At 63.6% G+C, this 18,678-nt stretch carries 21 protein-coding genes; 12 read left to right on the forward strand and 9 right to left on the reverse strand.

What is annotated here, in order from left to right; translation table 11 throughout:
• Positions 1 to 8 precede the first annotated feature (8 nt).
• Positions 9 to 407 (reverse strand): hypothetical protein, encoded by a 399-nt coding sequence (locus AAFN55_RS07095; protein ID WP_347798154.1) that lies wholly within the window; start codon positions 405 to 407, stop codon positions 9 to 11.
• A gap of 168 nt (positions 408 to 575) precedes the next feature.
• On the opposite strand from AAFN55_RS07095, the gene AAFN55_RS07100 reads away from it, so the two are divergent.
• The 3 genes from AAFN55_RS07100 to AAFN55_RS07110 all read left to right on the forward strand — a co-directional run bounded on the left by AAFN55_RS07100 (position 576) and on the right by AAFN55_RS07110 (position 3,812).
• The gene (locus AAFN55_RS07100) at positions 576 to 1,550 is read left to right on the forward strand and encodes an L-threonylcarbamoyladenylate synthase (protein WP_347798155.1); all 975 of its coding nucleotides are present in this window, start codon (positions 576 to 578) and stop codon (positions 1,548 to 1,550) included.
• A gap of 9 nt (positions 1,551 to 1,559) precedes the next feature.
• On the forward strand, positions 1,560 to 2,984 hold the full coding sequence (locus AAFN55_RS07105) for an FAD-binding oxidoreductase (RefSeq protein WP_347798156.1): 1,425 nt from the start codon (positions 1,560 to 1,562) through the stop codon (positions 2,982 to 2,984).
• 264 nt (positions 2,985 to 3,248) lie between these two features.
• Positions 3,249 to 3,812, forward strand: a complete 564-nt coding sequence (locus AAFN55_RS07110) for a DUF6101 family protein (RefSeq protein ID WP_347798157.1) — start codon at positions 3,249 to 3,251, stop codon at positions 3,810 to 3,812.
• Positions 3,813 to 3,822: 10 nt separating this feature from the next.
• Here the strand turns inward: AAFN55_RS07110 and ubiA are convergent, their stop codons facing one another.
• The 3 genes from ubiA to AAFN55_RS07125 form a co-directional block, all read right to left on the reverse strand.
• A complete protein-coding gene (ubiA, locus tag AAFN55_RS07115) occupies positions 3,823 to 4,806 on the reverse strand; it encodes a 4-hydroxybenzoate octaprenyltransferase (RefSeq protein ID WP_347798158.1) in 984 nt (327 codons plus the stop codon).
• Positions 4,807 to 4,875: 69 nt separating this feature from the next.
• Entirely contained in the window at positions 4,876 to 5,244 is a 369-nt protein-coding gene (locus AAFN55_RS07120) for a type II toxin-antitoxin system VapC family toxin (protein ID WP_347798159.1), read from the reverse strand.
• Positions 5,241 to 5,429 carry a type II toxin-antitoxin system VapB family antitoxin gene (locus tag AAFN55_RS07125; protein WP_347798160.1) on the reverse strand — a complete coding sequence of 63 codons (189 nt, stop codon included), beginning with the start codon at positions 5,427 to 5,429 and terminating at the stop codon, positions 5,241 to 5,243. Before AAFN55_RS07125 ends, AAFN55_RS07120 begins: the two co-directional genes overlap by 4 nt.
• Positions 5,430 to 5,560: 131 nt before the next feature.
• On the opposite strand from AAFN55_RS07125, the gene purD reads away from it, so the two are divergent.
• Positions 5,561 to 6,844 carry a phosphoribosylamine--glycine ligase gene (purD, locus tag AAFN55_RS07130; RefSeq protein WP_347798161.1) on the forward strand — a complete coding sequence of 428 codons (1,284 nt, stop codon included), beginning with the start codon at positions 5,561 to 5,563 and terminating at the stop codon, positions 6,842 to 6,844.
• Here the strand turns inward: purD and AAFN55_RS07135 are convergent.
• Positions 6,841 to 7,917, reverse strand: coding sequence for a GH25 family lysozyme (locus tag AAFN55_RS07135; RefSeq protein ID WP_347798162.1), 1,077 nt, complete (start codon positions 7,915 to 7,917; stop codon positions 6,841 to 6,843). The two genes, purD and AAFN55_RS07135, sit on opposite strands and share 4 nt — an antisense overlap.
• Before the next feature lie 328 nt (positions 7,918 to 8,245).
• Between AAFN55_RS07135 and AAFN55_RS07140 the strand changes: the two genes are divergently transcribed.
• The gene (locus AAFN55_RS07140; RefSeq protein WP_347798163.1) at positions 8,246 to 10,021 is read left to right on the forward strand and encodes an acyl-CoA dehydrogenase family protein; all 1,776 of its coding nucleotides are present in this window, start codon (positions 8,246 to 8,248) and stop codon (positions 10,019 to 10,021) included.
• A gap of 14 nt (positions 10,022 to 10,035) precedes the next feature.
• A complete protein-coding gene (locus AAFN55_RS07145) occupies positions 10,036 to 10,788 on the forward strand; it encodes a crotonase/enoyl-CoA hydratase family protein (protein ID WP_347798164.1) in 753 nt (250 codons plus the stop codon).
• Here AAFN55_RS07145 and AAFN55_RS07150 read toward each other — a convergent pair.
• Both AAFN55_RS07150 and pdxH read right to left on the reverse strand, forming a co-directional pair.
• A complete protein-coding gene (locus AAFN55_RS07150; RefSeq protein ID WP_347798165.1) occupies positions 10,785 to 10,991 on the reverse strand; it encodes a DUF2283 domain-containing protein in 207 nt (68 codons plus the stop codon). The genes AAFN55_RS07145 and AAFN55_RS07150 overlap by 4 nt on opposite strands.
• Entirely contained in the window at positions 10,988 to 11,602 is a 615-nt protein-coding gene (pdxH, locus tag AAFN55_RS07155) for a pyridoxamine 5'-phosphate oxidase (RefSeq protein WP_347798166.1), read from the reverse strand. The genes AAFN55_RS07150 and pdxH overlap by 4 nt, the downstream gene beginning before the upstream one ends.
• A gap of 114 nt (positions 11,603 to 11,716) precedes the next feature.
• Here pdxH and AAFN55_RS07160 point away from each other — a divergent pair, with 114 nt between their 5' ends.
• From AAFN55_RS07160 to AAFN55_RS07175, 4 genes are all read left to right on the forward strand, one after another.
• Positions 11,717 to 12,115 carry an RT0821/Lpp0805 family surface protein gene (locus tag AAFN55_RS07160; RefSeq protein ID WP_347798167.1) on the forward strand — a complete coding sequence of 133 codons (399 nt, stop codon included), beginning with the start codon at positions 11,717 to 11,719 and terminating at the stop codon, positions 12,113 to 12,115.
• Positions 12,116 to 12,203: 88 nt separating this feature from the next.
• Positions 12,204 to 13,154 carry a DnaJ C-terminal domain-containing protein gene (locus AAFN55_RS07165; protein WP_347798168.1) on the forward strand — a complete coding sequence of 317 codons (951 nt, stop codon included), beginning with the start codon at positions 12,204 to 12,206 and terminating at the stop codon, positions 13,152 to 13,154.
• Between the two features lie 60 nt (positions 13,155 to 13,214).
• Positions 13,215 to 14,030, forward strand: a complete 816-nt coding sequence (gene fabI / locus AAFN55_RS07170) for an enoyl-ACP reductase FabI (RefSeq protein WP_347798169.1) — start codon at positions 13,215 to 13,217, stop codon at positions 14,028 to 14,030.
• Between the two features lie 52 nt (positions 14,031 to 14,082).
• Positions 14,083 to 14,670, forward strand: a complete 588-nt coding sequence (locus tag AAFN55_RS07175) for a histidine phosphatase family protein (RefSeq protein WP_347800213.1) — start codon at positions 14,083 to 14,085, stop codon at positions 14,668 to 14,670.
• A gap of 15 nt (positions 14,671 to 14,685) precedes the next feature.
• On the opposite strand, the gene AAFN55_RS07180 is transcribed toward AAFN55_RS07175, so the two are convergent.
• Positions 14,686 to 14,952 (reverse strand): DUF1344 domain-containing protein, encoded by a 267-nt coding sequence (locus AAFN55_RS07180; protein WP_347798170.1) that lies wholly within the window; start codon positions 14,950 to 14,952, stop codon positions 14,686 to 14,688.
• 178 nt (positions 14,953 to 15,130) lie between these two features.
• Here AAFN55_RS07180 and aroC point away from each other — a divergent pair, with 178 nt between their 5' ends.
• On the forward strand, positions 15,131 to 16,234 hold the full coding sequence (aroC, locus tag AAFN55_RS07185; RefSeq protein WP_347798171.1) for a chorismate synthase: 1,104 nt from the start codon (positions 15,131 to 15,133) through the stop codon (positions 16,232 to 16,234).
• A 32-nt stretch (positions 16,235 to 16,266) separates the two neighbouring features.
• On the forward strand, positions 16,267 to 17,370 hold the full coding sequence (ribB, locus tag AAFN55_RS07190; protein ID WP_347798172.1) for a 3,4-dihydroxy-2-butanone-4-phosphate synthase: 1,104 nt from the start codon (positions 16,267 to 16,269) through the stop codon (positions 17,368 to 17,370).
• A 55-nt stretch (positions 17,371 to 17,425) separates the two neighbouring features.
• Here ribB and AAFN55_RS07195 read toward each other — a convergent pair whose 3' ends face one another.
• Complete coding sequence (locus tag AAFN55_RS07195) at positions 17,426 to 18,631, reverse strand: MFS transporter (RefSeq protein WP_347798173.1); 1,206 nt, start codon at positions 18,629 to 18,631, stop codon at positions 17,426 to 17,428.
• Positions 18,632 to 18,678: the final 47 nt, after the last annotated feature.

The raw sequence follows: 18,678 nt of genomic DNA on the forward strand, positions 1-18,678 counted from the left end.
GAACCCGGTCAGTCCGCCGATACGGGTGTGTTCGCCTCGACCGGCTTGCTGACGGCAAAGGGGTCGCCCGTCACGCCGCCGCGCATAATCGTCGGAAACGCCTCAGCCCGCCACGCGATCGGTTCGCGCGCATCGTCCACGTCCGTGGTGGCGATGGCTTCATCGCCTGCGGGAAGCGCATCGAGGTCGGATGCGATGACCGAGGGGCTGATTTCAAGGCTGTCCGGGACGGTGATGACGACGGGCGTCTCCACAGAATTGCCTGCCCGCGCTTCCGTATCGCCGAGCCGGACGATCGAGACGCTCGATCCGGCTGCCGCGTCGGGCGCGGCATGGATGGAGGACTCCGATGCCTCGCCGGAGGCGGCAATCGCGAGGGGCATCAGCCCGGCAAGAAGTCGACGCATGGACACGGCACCAGCAACGGACAGCCGGCTGCGGTGAGGCGCGGACGGCTGAGACAAAACCAACGGTCATGAAGTCTATCGCGGTGCGATTAACAAATCGGTGACGCAGCGGTACTTGTCGCCGCGGGCGGGCCGCGTTAGGCAGTCCCGTCTTATCCGGAGCCTGCCTTGGCCAACATACTGCCGCTCGAACATGCCTTCGATCCCGCGCTCGACCTGCTCGAGGCGGGCGAACTCGTCGCGCTCCCGACCGAGACCGTCTACGGGCTCGCCGCAGATGCGACGAATGGCGAGGCGGTCGCGCGCATCTTCGAGGCGAAGGGCAGGCCGCGCTTCAACCCGCTGATCGTCCATGTCTGCGACATGGAGATGGCCCAGCGCATTGCGATCTTCGATCAGGCATCGATGGTGCTGGCAGGCGGCTTCTGGCCGGGGCCGCTGACGTTGGTCCTGCCGTTGCGCGAGGGGCACGGTATCCATCCGCTGGTGACGGCCGGGCTGGATACGGTTGCGATCCGCATGCCGCGCGGCTTCGCGCGCGAGATCATCGAGGAACTGGGCCGGCCGATCGCGGCGCCCTCCGCGAACTCGTCGGGACGGATCACGGCCACGACCGCCAAGGCCGTCGACGATGATCTGGGCGACAGCGTCAAGCTGGTTGCCGATGGCGGCCAGACGGTGATCGGCGTCGAATCCACCATCGTCAAGATAAGCCCCGACGCGCTGCGCATCCTGCGGCCGGGCGGGGTCACGGCCGGCGAGATCGAAGCCGTTCTCGGAGTCAAGGTCACGCGCGGCGGGGAGGCCGGCATCGAAGCGCCGGGCATGATGCTGTCGCATTATGCGCCCGACGCGTCGATCCGGCTGGAAGCTGCGGATGTGCGCGATGGCGAGGCGTTGCTGGCTTTCGGGCCGACCCGCATCGCCGGCGCGAACCGGGCAGTGGCGATGCTCAATCTGTCGGAGAAGGGGCACATGCGCGAAGCTGCCGCCAATCTCTACAGCCACCTCCAGGCGCTCGATCGCACCGGCGCGATCGTCATCGCCGTCGAAACGATCCCGGAAGAGGGTCTTGGCGAGGCGATCAACGATCGCCTGCGCCGCGCGGCCGCGCCCCGTGACAATTCCCAGGACGCGCGGTAGTTTCCCGCCATGCTTACACAGACACTCGATCCAGCCATCCTCGACCGTTTCACCTCCATCGTGGGGGAGAAATATGCCCTTCGCGCGGAGGACGACGTCGCGCCATACGTCACCGAACGACGAGGCCTGTTTGTAGGCCGCTCCCCGCTCGTGTTGCGACCGGGCAGCGTCGACGAGGTCAGCGCAATCCTGAGGCTGGCCACGGAAGCCGGCACGCCGATCGTACCGCAGGGCGGAAACACGGGGCTTGTCGGCGGGCAGATGCCGGACGAATCCGCACGCGAAATCGTCCTGTCGCTGTCGCGGCTGAACCGCATTCGAGAGGTCGATGTGGCCTCGAACACGATCACCGCCGAAGCCGGCGTCGTGCTTCAGGCGCTGCATGATGCGGCGGACGAGGTGGGCAAGCTTTTCCCTCTGTCGCTCGCGTCTCAGGGGTCGGCACAGATCGGCGGCAATCTGTCGTCGAATGCCGGCGGCACGGGGGTTCTCGCCTACGGCAATGCGCGCGACCTCTGTCTCGGGGTCGAGGTCGTTCTGCCGACCGGCGAGGTGCTGGACGATCTGCGCAAGCTGAAGAAAGACAACACCGGCTACGATTTGAAGAACCTCTTCGTCGGCGCCGAAGGCACGCTCGGTGTCGTCACGGCCGCGGTGATGAAGCTGTTCCCCAAGCCGAAGGGCCGCGAGGTCGCGTGGATCGGCGTCGAGAGCCCCGCAGCAGCGCTGAAGCTCTTTGGATTGGCGTCCGATCGAGCCGGCGCGAGCCTCACGGGGTTTGAGCTGATGATCGACCGGGCTCTCGACTTCGTCGTCCGGCACATCGATGGGTCGGTTGCGCCGCTCGCCTCAGCCTACCCCTGGTACGTGTTGATGGAGATATCGTCGGGTCGCTCGGCCGACGATGCCCGTGGTCTGATCGAGGAGATACTGGGCGAGGGTCTGGAACTAGGGATGGTGAGCGACGCGACCATCGCCGCGAACCTGTCGCAAGCGGGCGCGTTCTGGAGGCTCCGCGAGTCCATGTCGGATTCCCAGAAGCCGGAAGGGGCGTCGATCAAGCACGATGTGTCGGTGCCCGTCGCCTCGATCCCGGACTTCATCCCGGCTGCATGGGCGGCTGTGACGACGCTCGAGCCGCAGGCACGTCTGGTGTGCTTCGGGCACATGGGCGACGGCAACCTTCACTACAACATCTCGCAGCCGGTAGGCGGCGAGCCGGACGCGTTTCTTGCGCGCTATCGCGCCGTGAACGATGCGGTCCACACCGTCGTGCGGTCGTTTCACGGCTCGATTTCAGCCGAGCACGGCATTGGCCGCATGAAGCGGGACGAACTGATCGCGACCGCTCCGCCCGTCGCCATTGACCTCATGCGCCGCGTCAAACGGGCATTCGACCCGGCCGGGATCATGAACCCCAACAAGGTCATTTAGAGCATGTCGCCCGAAAGTGGGAACCGGTTTCGGGTCAACGACATGCGGAGAACAGGGGCTTAAAGCTCTGTTCAGAGACCTTTCGCGATCCTTGCGAGGGGTCGCAAATCGATAACCATCCCCAAAAGCCACAAAGCCTTAACCCAACTTCTTAAGTCGGGAGGAGTGAGCGCGCGCCTAGTCTCACGGTCATAACGAGGCGGGATTACCCGCCCGTGAGGGACCGGAATACCGGCTCTCAGGAGAGACAGGAAGGCGCAACGAATGAACACCCAGCTCAAGCCCGTCTGGGCCGGCTCCGACATGAGGCTCGATCCGTTCAGGCTCCCGCAGGCGGTCTCGTACGCCGCGCGTGACGAACTCGGCGACGTGACCCTCACGATCGACCATCGCGGCGCGACGGTGAAGCGGATCTTGACGAGCAGCAAGCTGCCCGTGACGCTGGTGCTGCCTTGCCGCGCGTTTCGCGGTGTCGCCGCCCGCGCGCTCGAGGATAGCGAAGGCAACGTGACGGTCACGCTGGAACTGCTGCATAATGACCCGTCGCTCTCGGTGCCGCTTCTGGTTGCACATGACCTCGACGATGTCGCGGCCGACTGGCACGCATGGTCGGAAGCCTATGGTCTGCCGATGCTGCTGATCGAGGCTGACGGCATTGCCCGGACGCTGGAAGAGTCGATCGGCCTCGTCAAGAAGGGTCAGCCGTCGGAGCGCCGCAAGGGCAGTGTATCGCGTCAGCGCCGCCCGCGTTTTCTTGCCCGTCGCAAGTCCGGCAATCTGGGCATGCGCCTCGTAGTGGACGGCGAGGAGATCATCGCCCGCCGCTGACTGAAATTGGTCAGAAGCTCGGGCTGATCGTCGCCCAGACGCCGCCGCCGATAAGGCCGAGGAAAATCAGCCAGCCGACCACCGAGTTGGACTTGAACAACTGAAGACATTGGTCCGGGTCGTCGATGTCGAGGACCCGGATCTGCCGCGCCATATGGCCACCGGCAGCCAGCAGACCGGCCAGCGCCGGCATCGGCACTGCGGCGTTGGCGAATGCCACAACGAAAAACAAGAGTGCTCCGCCATAGAGAGCGATCAGCCACTGCTTGGTCCTGTCGCCGAACAGCCGCGCGGTGGAACGCACGCCGACCAGCGCGTCGTCTTCCTTGTCCTGGTGTGCATAGAGCGTGTCATAGCCGATCACCCACAGGATCGAGCCGAAATAAAGCAGCAACGGTGCAAGCTCGAGCGAGCCGAAATGCGCGGCCCAACCCATCAGGGCGCCCCAGGAAAATGCAAATCCCAGAAAGAGTTGAGGCCAGTCCGTGAAACGCTTCATGAACGGGTAGATCGCGACGGTTCCGAGCGACGCTATGCCGACCAGTACGGCAAACCAGTTGAACTGGAGCAGCACGAGGAGGCCGACCAGACATTGCAGGAACAGAAACGCCCATGCCTGGCGACGGGTCACCTTGCCTGCCGGCAACGGTCGCGAGCGGGTCCGTGCGACCTGCTCGTCGATGTCCACATCGACGATGTCGTTATAGGTGCAGCCCGCCCCGCGCATCGCGATGGCGCCGGCCAGGAACAGGAACAGATGCCATGGCGAGGGAAGCACGTCAGTGAGCGCCGCACCCGGCGCAGCGTGCGCTGCTGCGGCCATGGCGGCAGACCACCAGCATGGCCACATCAGGAGCCAGAAACCGATCGGGCGATCCCAGCGCGCGAGCTGCGCGTAGGGCCAGAGCCAGCGCGGCAGCGTGCGGTAGACCCAATGGCCCGACGGTGCGTCGGCAACGCGCCCCTGACTCTCTCTCGACTGAATGTCATCCATGGTTGATGGAGTGGCAGGGCCGCGTGTTGGCGTCAAGACGACACCTTGTCCGGGGAAGCCGGAGCCTGCTCATTCGAAATCGGCGGAAACTCCGATGGTCTTCGCTACGGCGTCAAGTCGTTTGTCTCGGGTCCAAAGGCTGGAGCCTGCCGTCAGCAAAGTCGCGGCGAGCAGATGAGCATCGACGTACCCTATCCCGAGCCCGAACAGGCGGTGGTGCGCGATCAGGTCGAGGACTTCGGTGTCCGAAGCAACGACAGCCTTGGGCAGGTTTCGCATTTCGCCCAGAACCAGGTCGCGTTGGCGTAGATTTCCCAACGCGATTTCTCCCAGTACGAACGGATGCGAGAGAACCTGCGTACGGGACAAAGCGGAGATGAGGCGGTCGTCTCCGTGATTGAGATGGTCAACCCAGATCGAGGTATCGACCAAGATCAAGAGCGCCGCCGGGCTGCTGCCGTTAGATCAGGTTCGGTGCCACCGAGACGAGCCAGGCGCATCGCACTTTCTCTCTCGATCAATGCCTTGAGGGCTTCCCTGACCAGCGCAGATTTTTCCGTCAGGCCCGTATAGGCCTGAGCCTGCGAAATGAGATCGTCGTCCATTGCAATTGTGGTGCGCATAGAATTCTCCTGCATCAATGATGTCATCATATGATGTCGATATCAATGCGCAGTGGCGCGAGATTTCTTGACCACGGTATCCGATCCGCATACCGGAATGCTGAACTCAACGGATACTGGGAATCGGCAGGATGAACGTACTTCTGATCGGATCAGGCGGGCGCGAGCATGCGCTGGCATGGAAGATCGCGGCATCGCCCCTGCTGACCAAGCTCTACGCCGCACCGGGCAATCCCGGAATCGCTCAGGAAGCCGAATGCGTCGCGCTCGATGTGTCCGATCATCAGGCGATCATCCAATTCGCGAAGGACAAGTCGATCGATCTCGTCGTCGTCGGACCGGAAGCGCCGCTCGTCGCGGGTCTCGCCGACGATCTGGCTGCCGCCGGCATTCGCGTGTTCGGCCCGTCAGCCGCTGCCGCGCAGCTTGAGGGCTCGAAGGGCTTCACCAAGGATCTGTGCGCGCGGTTCGACATTCCGACCGCAGCCTACGGACGCTTCAACAATGCGCCGAAGGCAAAAGCCTATGCGCGCAGCGTCGGCGCGCCGATCGTCGTGAAGGCGGATGGCCTCGCGGCCGGCAAGGGCGTGACCGTTGCCATGACGCTCGATGAGGCGCTTGACGCGATCGACCAATGCTTCGAAGGCGCGTTCGGCGACGCGGGCGCGGAAGTCGTCGTCGAGGAGTTCATGCAGGGCGAGGAGGCGAGCTTCTTCTGCATCTGTGACGGCGAAACGGCGCTGCCGTTCGGCACCGCACAGGATCACAAGCGCGTTGGCGAGGGGGATACCGGGCCGAACACCGGCGGCATGGGCGCTTATTCGCCCGCCCCCGTCATGACGGAGGAAATGACGGCGCGCGTCATGCGCGAGATCGTCGAGCCGACCATGCGCGGCATGAAGGAGATCGGGGCGCCGTTTCAGGGCATGCTGTTTGCTGGCCTGATGATCACAAAGGATGGCCCGAAGCTGATCGAGTACAACACGCGCTTCGGCGACCCCGAATGCCAGGTGCTCATGATGCGTTTGAAGGACGATCTGCTCGTGCTGATGAATGCGGCCGTCGATGGCCAGCTCGGGCACATGTCCGTGCGTTGGCGAAACGAGGCGGCGTTGACGGTGGTGATGGCCGCGAAAGGCTACCCGGCATCGCCGGAAAAGGGCAGCGTGATCGCCGACGTTGACGAAGCCGCGTCGGATGACACGCTGGTCTTTCATGCCGGAACCCGGCGCGAGGGCGACAGGCTGGTCGCGGCCGGCGGTCGCGTGCTCAGCGTGACGGCCCTGGGCAGCACGGTCACGGAAGCGAAGACACGCGCCTATGCCGTGGTCGACCGCATCGACTGGCCGGAAGGGTTCTGCCGTCGTGACATCGGCTGGCAGGCAGTTCGGCGCGAGGCCGAGGCGAAAGCCTAGTTCGGCATGGTGGTGCGCGACCACTTGCGCACCGCCCCGGTGAGAATGCTGTCGATCGCGACGATCCCCGCTCCGGTCGCGTTGAGCGCGTAGCCGAGCGCGATATCGTGACGGGCCGCCAGCAGTTCGGCAACGCCGATCGCATGAATGAATGGAATGTCCTCGGCGAATGAAGGCGTTGAGGCAAGCATCGGCGTCACCGAGGCCCATGTCAGTTGCACGCTTCCCGCCAGCGCGAGGTCACGCTGGAAGGGCAGGGGTACCTTGGCGATCAACGGCTCGGGGACGTCCAGCAGGCCACCGAAGGGCCATGCTTCCCGCAACGCATCGGCGTCCATGGAGGCGACATTCACGTCGATGTCGTTCTGCGTGCCCGGCACGCGATAGTGGCAGGTCTTGTCGTTGCAATTGGCTTGTGAGGAGAACTGCCATAGCGCGTAGGTCTGCCAGTTTCCTTTAGGGAAGTGCAGCCCGATCTCCTGCTTGTAGCGCGCATACCACAGAGGCAGCCGCGACAAGAGCGGATAGCGGTCGCGATTGTCGGCGATGAACTGCGCGGTCGACCCGTTGGTGTAGAGCACCGGGAACCGGCCAAGCCGGCGCTGGATGTGGCGCGAGAACTCCTCGGCATCCTCAAGCGACATCCATTTGGCGGGGTCGTTTTCCTCGATGTCGATCGCGATGAGATCGTCTGGTCCCGGTTGCGCGAAGTCGATCAGGTGGTTCGCCTGGTCGATCGGATTGCCCGGCCGCCCGAGATGATAGACGCCCCACTCCATTCCGAGCGATTTCGCAAGGGTTCGACGTGTCTGATAGAGTTCCTTGGCAACGGAATAGCGCAGCCACAGCGCCTTACAAAGACGCTGCTCGGTGTCGCTGCCTTTGCAGCGATAGGCAGGCGGCAGCCCGTCGGAACCCTTGTTGATGAAGCCCACGATACGCTTGTCGGTCGAAAGCCTGGTCCAGTCGATCGGATTGTTCTCATAGGCGTCGAGTACGATGGCGCGATCGTCGCGCTTCCAGGGTTGGGAGAAATCGTTGGCCTGCGTCGCGCCAATTGAAGCCAAAGCCATCACAAATGCCATGACAAGCGCCGGCATGACGCGTCGGAGAGGTCCGGCTAACGATCGAATGAGTTGCAACGGTTCGCTCCGATGGAGAACAAGCGACGATCGTGCAGGGACATGGTTAACGAAACGACTCCGCGCCGATCACGTTGCGATAACGGAACCGGTGGGACGTTATTCCCCGATCAGCACAGCCAAAAGGCGGGACAGATGCATCGCTCCAACGTTTGACGTTTACGTCAAAAGAAACTAGCTCTCTGCATTGAAGCACCAGCATGGACGCAGCCTCTCATCGAGGGCAGGGTTCTGGGTTGGATCGAGGGAGGAAATACGCATGTATCGCGCGCCGGTGGAAGAGATCGCTCACACGCTCAAGCACGTCGCGGGGCTGGGCAAGGCGCTCGAAGAGGGGCGCTTGGGCGACCTTTCCGAGGACCTGGTCGACGCCATCCTCTCCGAAGCGGGCCGTTTCGCCACCGACGAAGTCACCCCGCTGCGCAAGATCGGCGACGAGCACGGTGCTGTCCTGAAGGACGCGGAAGTGACCATGCCGCCCGGCTGGAAAGAGCTCTACCAGCGTTGGGTCGAGGGTGGCTGGAACTCGCTGACCGGTCCGGAGGAATATGGCGGGCAGGCCCTGCCGACCATGCTGTCGGTTGCAGCCCTCGAAATGTGGAACTCCGCCTCCATGGCATTCGGCATCGGACCGACGCTGACGATGGGCGCAATCGAGGCGCTGGAGCAGCATGCGTCGCAGGAACTGAAGGACATCTATCTGGAAAAGATCGTGTCCGGCGCGTGGATGGGGACGATGAACCTCACCGAGCCGCAGGCGGGATCCGATCTTGCGGCCCTGCGGGCTCGTGCGGAGCGCGCCGATGACGGCACGTACCGCATCTTCGGCCAGAAAATCTTCATCACCTATGGCGAGCACGATTTCACCGACAACATCGTGCATCTGGTGCTGGCAAGGTTGCCCGATGCGCCGGCAGGCACACGCGGCATTTCGCTGTTCCTGGTGCCGAAGTTCCTCGTCAACGAGGATGGATCGCTGGGCGCGCGCAACGACGTGTTCTGCGCGTCGATCGAGCACAAGCTCGGCATCCACGCGTCGCCCACCTGTACGATGATCTATGGCGATGGCTTCGCCAAGGACAGCGCACCGGGTGCCATCGGCTGGTTGATCGGGGAGGAGAACAAGGGCCTCGCCTGCATGTTCACGATGATGAACAATGCGCGCCTCGCCGTCGGCATGCAGGGCGTCGCGGTCGCGGAAGCCGCGCGCCAGAAGGCGCTGGCCTATGCCGAGGATCGCCGACAGGGCAAGGCGCGGGACTACAAGGGCGAGGGCATGGCGCCGATCGTCCACCACCCGGACGTGAAGCGAAACCTTCTGACCATGAAGGCGCTGACCCAGATCGCCCGCGCGATTTCCTACTCCTGCGCCCACGCGCTCGACATGGCGAAGGCAAGCGAGGGCGACGAGGCAACCCATTGGCACGAACGCGCCAATCTGCTGACGCCGATCGCCAAGGCGTTTTCGACCGATATCGGCGTCGATGTCGCGTCGATCGGCCTGCAGATCCATGGCGGCATGGGCTATATCGAGGAAACCGGTGCTGCAGCCCTCCTGCGCGATTCCCGCATCGCGCCGATCTATGAAGGCACGAACGGCATCCAGGCGATCGATCTCGTGATGCGCAAGCTCCCACTGGCCGGCGGATCGCACATCAAGGGCTATATCGGTGAACTGAAGGCCGACATCGAGGCGCTGCGCACATCGAACAACGAGGGTTTCGGCCGCACGGCGGAGCGATGCGATGCAGCCATCGAGGAATTCGCCGACGCCACCGACTTCTTGCATGACGCGTTGGCCGATGGCCGTATCGAGGAAGCGCTTGCCGGCGCGACGCCGTATCTGCGTCTCTTCGCCCTGGCGGCTGGTGGCGCCTATCTCGTCCGAGGTGCGCTGGCTGGGCAGGATGCCGGGCGCGTCGCGCTTGCGCGGTTCTTCGCCGAAAATCTGGTGGACGAAGCGGCGGCCCTGCGGCGGCGCGTGACCATGGGCGGGGCCAGCCTCGCCGAGGCACAGGCCGCGCTGGCATCGTGATGGAGGAAAGATCGATGACCGACCACATCGTCGTTGAGCGCCGCGGCGCTGTCCAGATCGTCCGGATGAATCGTCCGGACAAGAAGAACGCCATCACGCGGGCGATGTATGCCGCGATGGCCAAGGCGCTGACCGATGGCGACGCGGACGATGCCGTGCGGGTGCATGTCATCTTCGGCGTCCCCGGCGCATTCTCCTCGGGCAACGATCTCGCCGACTTCATGGTCGTCGCCACCGGCGGCGATGGCGGCATGGAAGTGTTCGACTTCCTGACGGCGCTCGCAACCGCCGCGAAGCCGGTCGTCTCCGGCGTCGATGGCATCGCCGTCGGCATCGGCACGACGATCAACCTGCATTGCGATCTGACGCTTGCCACGCCGCGTACCGAATTCAGGACGCCGTTCGTCGATCTGGGCATCGTGCCGGAGGCGGGGTCGAGCCTGATTGCGCCGGCCCTTCTGGGCCGCCAGCAGGCATTCGCGCTCCTCGGCCTGTGTGAAGGCTTTTCGGCCGACCGCGCCAAGGCCGCGGGGCTGATCTACGACGTGGTGCCCGAAGACGATCTCGAGGCCTCGACGCTCGATCTTGCCGATCGTGTCGCGGCCAAGCCACCGGAGGCGCTGAAGATCACGCGCGATCTGATGCTTGGTTCGCGCGAGGCGTTGGTCGCGCGCATCAAGGAAGAGGGCGTGCATTTCCGCGCCAGGCTGAAGTCCGACGAGGCGCGCGCCGCCTTCATGGCATTCATGAACCGGAAGAAGGGCTAGCCCGCTTTTTCCAGAACGTCGGCCGGCAACTGCGCAGCAGCATCCTGGAACTCGATGGCGATGATCTTCCCATCCTCATCATAGTCGATGACGAGTCCCGGCGAGACCTCTTCGCTGCCGCTGACCTCCGCGTTGGACAGGCGGACATAGGCCATGTTGCTGCGGGCATCGTATGTGAGGCTCGGCATCGCTGTGCCGTTCATGGATAGAGCCGCGTCTTGTTCCAGCCCTGGCCGTCCGTTTCGAACAGCACCCTGTCGTGCAGCCGGAACGGCCTGTCGTGCCAGAACTCGATCGATGTCGGCTTGATGCGGAAGCCCGACCAATGGCTGGGCCGCGGAATCTCCCCGATCGCATAGCGCGCGGTGTATTCCGCGACGGCCTTTTCGAGCGCAAACCGGCCTTCGAGCGGACGCGACTGCGCCGACGCCCACGCGCCGATGCGGCTGCCTCTGGGGCGTGTCGCATAATAGGCATCGGCTTCCGCGTCGGTCACCGTTTCCACGATGCCACGTATGCGCACCTGCCGGCGAAGGCTTTTCCAGTGGAAGCACATCGCGGCTTTCATCGCCGAAAGAAGCTCGCGGCCCTTGGCGCTTTCATAATTCGTGTAGAAGACGAAACCCTGTTCGTCGAAGCCCTTAAGCAGCACCATGCGCACGTTCGGCATGCCGTCCGGGTCGACGGTCGCCAGCGAAAGCGCCGTCGGATCGTTCGGTTCCGAGGCGGTCGCATCGGCGAGCCAGCGCGCAAACAGCGCATAGGGCTCGACGCTTTGCGTAAAATCACTCTCTGTTAACCCTGTTCCGGCCATGATTACACCTTTAGGCAATGGGGCTGGCAGGGAGATTGCCGATTGGCGCGTGCGGCGCAAGCTTTTGGTCGGTGGTGCAGGGGAGCTTTCCCTTGGCACAAGCTGCGTAGGCCCATGTGCCTCGCGGCCGCGATCTCGCTTGCGGGCTGCGGAACCAAGGGTTTTTCGTTCGAGGATGCCGTGCCGGACACGTCGATCGTGACGGGTTCGATCTCGCGCGACGCGCCGGTCGTGCAGGATGCGGCGACGGTTTCCGACGAAGCGACGATTCGCAATGCGGTCTCGTCGGCGGCGGTGGACGATATCGGCGAAGCCGGCATGGGCTGGGCGAATGCGGGCACCGGCTCGCGCGGGACGATACGCGATGTTATAGAAACGCGTGATGCAGGCTTCCTCTGCCGCAGTTTCACTGCCTCGCGCGAAAGCTTCGAGGGCATTCACATGTATCGCGGGGAGACGTGCCTGGGCAACAGCAAGTCCTGGGTCATGAAAGCCTTCGCAAGGGTCGAATAGCCACGAAATCGACCGATCGCACTGGAATTTCTTCCTAGCTGCGCGCATATAGGGGTCGAAACCCGAACTCTCTCCCGGCAGTCAGCACATGCGCGATCCCTATGACGTCCTGGGCGTTGCGAAGAACGCCTCTGCGAAAGACATCAAGTCGGCTTTCCGCAAGCTGGCGAAGAAATACCATCCCGACCAGAACCCCGACGACCCCAAGTCGAAGGACAAGTTCGCCGAGATCAACCAGGCCTACGAAGTCGTCGGCGACGACACCAAGCGTGGCCAGTTCGATCGCGGCGAAATTGACGCCAATGGTAAACCGCGATTCGCGGGCTTTGACGGCGCAGCCGGTGCGGCTGGCGGTGGCGATCCGTTCGGCGCGTTTCGACGTGCCGGCGGGCGCGGGCCGGGTGGCGCGCAGTTCGAGTTCAGGGGCGGCGGACCCGGTGCGGATTCCGGCGATATTTTCAGCGAGATTTTCGGTCAGGCGTTCAGGCGCGGACCGGGCGGGCAGCAACAGCAGGCTCCAGCCGGCGCGGACCTCAATGCAAATCTCGACGTGACGCTCGAAGAGGCGGCCACCGCCGCCAAGGTCGCGGTGGCGTTTCCCGACGGGCGAAAGATGAGCATCAAGCTGCCTGCCTATGTCGAGGACGGCCAGACGATCCGCCTCAAGGGGCAGGGCGAGGCCTCGCCATTCGGTCAGCCAGGCGATGCGCTCATCAAGGTGCGCTTCCGCAGCCACCCTCTCTACCGAATCGAACGGCGCGACCTTCATGTCGACGTGCCCGTTGCCCTGTCCGATGCTGTTCTGGGCGCCAAGGTTGCCGTCGAGACGCCGTTCGGCCGCGTCGCGATGTCCGTTCCCGCTTGGTCCAGTTCGGACAAGACGATGCGGATCAAGGGCAAGGGCCTGCCCTTGAAAGCAGGCGGACACGGCGACCTCTACGCCCATGTCCGTATCATGTTGCCGGAAGGCGGCGATGCCGAACTCGAGGCCCTGATGCGCGTTTGGGCGGCAGGCAAGGCAGGCACGCCGCAAGCTTGAAGCCGTCAACCGGCTGTGCGATAGGGCTTCGAAACATCCGACGATGCGGAGAAGCGTCACATGACGGCAGGTAACGGCCTTATGGCAGGCAAGCGCGGTCTCATCATGGGGATCGCCAACAATCGCTCCATCGCCTGGGGCATCGCCAAGGCGTGTGCCGACCAGGGTGCCGAGCTGGCGCTTACCTATCAGGGTGAGGCTTTCCGCAAGCGTGTAGAGCCGCTCGCGTCCGAACTCGGCGGCGCGTATGTCGCCGGCGATTGTGACGTGACCGACATGGCAAGCGTCGATGCTGTTTTCGACGGCATCGAGAAGAAGTGGGGCAAGCTGGACTTCGTCGTCCATGCCATCGCCTTCTCCGACAAGGACGAACTCGACGGCCGTTATGTCGAAACGTCGCGCGAGAACTTCCAGCGCACGATGGATATCTCGGTCTACTCCTTCACGGCTGTCGCGAAGCGTGCCGAGAAGCTGATGACCGATGGTGGGTCGCTGCTGACCCTGACCTATTACGGTGCTGAAAAAGTCATGCCGCATTACAACGTGATGGGCGTGGCCAAGGCAGCACTTGAAGCCAGTGTGCGCTATCTCGCGGTCGATCTTGGCAGCAACGGCATTCGCGTCAACGCGATCTCCGCCGGCCCGATCAAGACGCTCGCAGCATCCGGCATCGGCGATTTCCGCTACATCCTGAAGTGGAACGAGTACAACTCGCCGCTGAAGAAGACCGTGTCGATCGAGGAAGTCGGTGGCTCCGGCCTCTATCTGCTCTCGGACCTGTCGCGCGGCGTGACCGGCGAGGTTCACCATGTCGATGCCGGCTATCACGTCGTCGGCATGAAGGCAGTGGACGCACCCGACATCTCGACCGTCTAGGACCGCCGACGGTCCCGGACGAACGCAAAATCACGCATTCGGAATGCTTATGTTGGATCGCATCGTCTATTTCGTGCGCCACGGCGAGACGGACTGGAATGCCGAAGGACGCTTGCAGGGTCAGGTCGATACCGACCTGAACGCCAAGGGGCGTTCACAGGCCGATCGCAACGGCCGGAAACTTGCCGAGCTCATTTCCGACCCGTCCAAATTCGACTTCGTTGCGAGCCCGCTGAGGCGCACCCGCGATACGATGGAGCATATCCGGACGCAGATGAACCTGCCGCCGAAGGACTATCGGACCGACCCGGTCTTGGTGGAGGTCCATTTCGGTGACTGGCAGGGCCACACCTTCGAGGAACTCGAAGCCACGGAGCCCGGCTGCTTCGTAAGGCGGGAGGTGGACAAGTGGAATTTCCTGCCGCCGGGCGCGGGCGCCGAGAGCTATGACGACCTGGCCGAGCGCATCAGGCCGTGGTTCGAGGGCCTGCAGCGCGAGACGGTCTGTGTCACGCATGGCGGCATAGTGCGGTCGGTGTTTCGTCTCACGGAGACGATGACGCAGGGGGAATGTGCAGCACTCATCATCCCGCAGGATCGCGTGCTTCGCCTTCAGGACGGGCGGCTCGACTGGCTGTAGGCCAGGAAGGTTGGGCTACTCGTAGGTGACGAGGTCGGTAACCGTTTTCTCGCCTTCGATCGTGTCGTAGGCCAGGACGACCTCTGTCCCCGGCTGAAGCGCCTCGATGTCGAATTCGCCCGAGAGCTTGTAGGTGTTGCCGTTGTCGAGAGTGATCGTCAGCCCGTTCGGGTCGACTTTGGCGATCTTGCCCTCGTCATCGGCCGCAAGCGCGCCGCTTGAAAAAAGTCCCACGCTGGCGACGATTGCAAGCGCTGAGAGAACCCCTGATACGATGCGCATGGACGCTTCCCTGATCTCTGGCTTCGGTGAAGTGAAGCAGCATGGTTTCTTCTTCGCACGAAAGCAGAAACAGCGCGACTGTGTCAAAACTTTAGCGCGCTGGTCGGTTTGACGCTCATCGCAAAGGCCAATAGAAGCGTCGCGTGATCCGGTCGCGGGGCCGGAGAGGGACCACGCAATGTCGCATAACACCTTCGGCCATCTCTTCCGCGTTACCACCTGGGGCGAAAGCCACGGTGCCGCACTTGGCTGCGTGGTCGATGGATGCCCGCCCGGCATTCGGTTCACGCTGGCGGAAATCCAGGCCGAACTCGACAAGCGCCGTCCCGGCCAGTCGCGTTTCGTCACGCAGCGCCGCGAGGCCGACGAGGTGAAGGTTCTGTCCGGTTTCGTCATGGATGATGACGGCGAGACCATGATCACGACCGGCACGCCGGTGTCGATGATGATCGAGAACACCGACCAGCGCTCAAAGGACTATGGCGAGATCGCGCGGCAGTATCGTCCTGGCCACGCCGATTACACCTACGACACGAAATACGGCATCCGCGATTATCGGGGCGGTGGGCGCTCCTCGGCGCGCGAGACTGCCGCCCGCGTCGCTGCCGGTGCTTTGGCGCGCAAGATCGTGCCGGGCCTGTCGGTGCGCGGCGCGCTGGTCGCGATGGGCGACAAGACGATCGATCGGGCCAACTGGAACTGGGGTTTCATCGGCGATGCCGAAAACCCGTTCTTCACGCCTGATCCGGCGTCCGTCGCAATCTTTTCCGACTATCTGGATGGCATCCGCAAGGCCGGTTCGTCGGTCGGTGCGCTGATCGAGATCGTGGCCGAAGGCGTGCCTGCTGGTCTCGGCGCCCCTGTCTATGCCAAGCTCGATCAAGACATTGCGTCCAATCTGATGTCGATCAACGCCGTCAAGGGCGTGGAGATCGGCGACGGCTTCGAGACGGCTCGCATGACCGGCGAGGAAAACGCCGACGAGATGCGCATGGGCAATGACGGGAAGCCGTTCTTCATGTCCAACCATGCCGGCGGCATCCTGGGCGGCATCTCGACGGGCCAGCCCGTCGTGTCGCGCTTCGCGGTCAAGCCGACCTCGTCCATCCTGACGCCGCGACGTTCCGTGGATGTCGATGGCAACGACGTCGATATCCGCACCAAGGGCCGTCACGACCCCTGCGTCGGCATTCGCGCCGTGCCGATCGGCGAGGCCATGGTTGCCTGCGCGATCGCGGATCATTATTTGCGGCATCGCGGCCAGACCGGCCGGATCGCCTGAACGAACTGACACAGACGGGGCTCAGCGCACGCATGGCATACGACCAGAAGAAGATCGTCGAGGCGTTGCGCGCCTTCGAACGCGGAGAAATCGTCGTCGTCATGGACGATGACGGGCGCGAAAACGAGGGCGACCTGATCGTCGCGGCCGTTCACTGCACGCCAGAGAAGATGGCGTTCATCGTGCGCCACACGTCTGGCATCGTCTGCGCGCCGATGCCGCGCGAGGAAGCCAGGCGGCTGAACCTCCAGCCGATGGTCGCCGACAACGACGCGCCCCATTCGACCGCCTTCACGGTCAGCGTCGATTTCAAGCACGGAACGACGACGGGCATTTCCGCCGACGACCGCACGCTCACGGTGCGCAACCTTGCAAACGGCAATGTCGGCGCATCCGATTTCGTGCGCCCCGGCCACATCTTCCCGCTTGTCGCCCGCGAGGGCGGCGTTCTGATGCGGTCCGGTCACACCGAAGCCGCCGTTGATCTGTGCAAGCTCGCGAACCTTCCGCCAGTCGGCGTCATCTGCGAACTCGTCAACGATGACGGGTCGGTGATGCGTGGTCCGCAGGTCAAGTCGTTCGCGGACACGCACGGGCTGAAGCAGGTCTCCGTCGCGGATCTGATCGCGTATCGCCAGCGTCAGGAAACGCTGATCCAGCGTGTCGACTGCTTCGATATCGACACACCGGAAGGAAAGGCGAAGGCCTACATCTACACCCTGCCATGGGAGAGCATGCAGCATCTGGCGATCGTGTTCGGGGACATCCGGGACGGCCAGGACGTGCCGGTCCGCCTTCATACGGAGAACGTCGTGGAAGACGTGTTCGGTACGGGAAGCCGTCTTCGTGAAGTGACCAAGATGATGGCGGCGGAAAAGCGCGGTGTCGTGGTCTATCTGCGCGAAGGCTCGGTCGGCGTCGGCCATGCCGACCGCAAACGTCCCGCTCCGACCGGTGACCGCGAGGCCCATGAGGAAGCGCTGCGCCGTGAAAGCGAATGGCGTGAGATCGGCCTCGGCGCGCAGATCCTGCGCGATCTCGGCATTTCCTCTATCAAGCTGCTCGCGTCCCGGACCCGCCACTATATCGGTCTCGAGGGTTTCGGCATCGAGATCGCGTCGACCGAAATTCTCTGACCGCCGAATCAACGAAGCCCTCCGCAACGCGAAGGGCTTCGCAACGGCTCAGGCTTCATGCAAGCGCGGGAACGGGATTGCGCCGTGACTCCGACAGGCTGCGCTGTCCGAGAAGAGCTGTGGTCAGCCCCACCGCACCTGCGGCAACCGATACCCAGAAGCCATTGATCGCGCCGTACTGATCGATCATCCAGCCGGAAGCGAACGATCCTGCGGCCATGCCGATGCCGATGCCCGTCATCACCCAGGTTATGCCTTCCGTCAGCTTGGCAGGCGGCACCAGGCGCTCGATGAGCCCGAACGCGGTGATGAATGTCGGTGAGATCGCCACGCCGCTGGCAAAGAGCGCGATCGCAAGCATCGGGATGTTGGTCACGAACAGAAGCGGGATCGTGGTGGTGGCTGCGACCGCGATTGCGATGGCGAATTGGCGCGAGAGCGGCAGCGTGAAGCGCATTGCGCCATAGATCAGCCCGACAATGAGCGAGCCGACGGCGTAGCCGCCGAGCACGAAGCTTGCGGCCGCAGGTTGGCCGAGCTCGCGCGTCACCGCGATGACGGTCACTTCCGCCGTCCCGAAGATTGCGCCGACCGCGATCAGCGCCACCGTGATGAACTGGACCGGAACGAGCGTGATCGCCGAACGGCCGCCCGTCATTGCCGCTGGCTGGATGCGCGGCTCCGTCGAGCGCTGGGCTATGAAGGCAATGGACCCCACGGTGAGGAAGATGACCGATGTCAGCAGGCCGGCCTCCGGAAAGAAGGTCACGCTCAGGCTGACCGCGAGAACCGACCCTGTGATGTACATCAACTCATCCAGGACGGACTCGAAGGCGAAGGCGGTGCCGAGCTTTGGCGTGTCTCGGTAAAGTTCGGTCCACCGCGCACGCACCATCGCAGGTATGCTCGGCATTGTGGCCGCCGCAAAGGCAAACGCAAACAGGTATGGGGTCGGCCAGGCGTAGTGGGTGGCGACCAAGAGGCTCGCGAAGGCGAGGATCGATACCGTCGTCGCTGGGAGAAGCACGCGGCTCTGGCCGTAACTGTCGACAAGCCGCGATATCTGCGGCGCGAGAAGCGCATTCGTCAGGGCGAACGTGGCGGAGACCGCGCCGGCGAGCCAGTATTCGCCATGTGTCTGCGACAGCATCGCGACAATGGCGATTGTCGACATGGCGACAGGGAGGCGCGCGACGAAACCGGCCGCCGCGAAGCCTTTCGCACCTTTCGCCCTGAAAATCTCTGCATAAGGATTGGTCATCACGAAAACTCCTCGATTTTCCGGCCACGACGACTTACATACGTGGC

Source organism: Mesorhizobium sp. CAU 1732 (genome assembly GCF_039888675.1).
In the GTDB taxonomy this organism is placed as follows: Bacteria; Pseudomonadota; Alphaproteobacteria; order Rhizobiales; family Rhizobiaceae; genus Aerobium.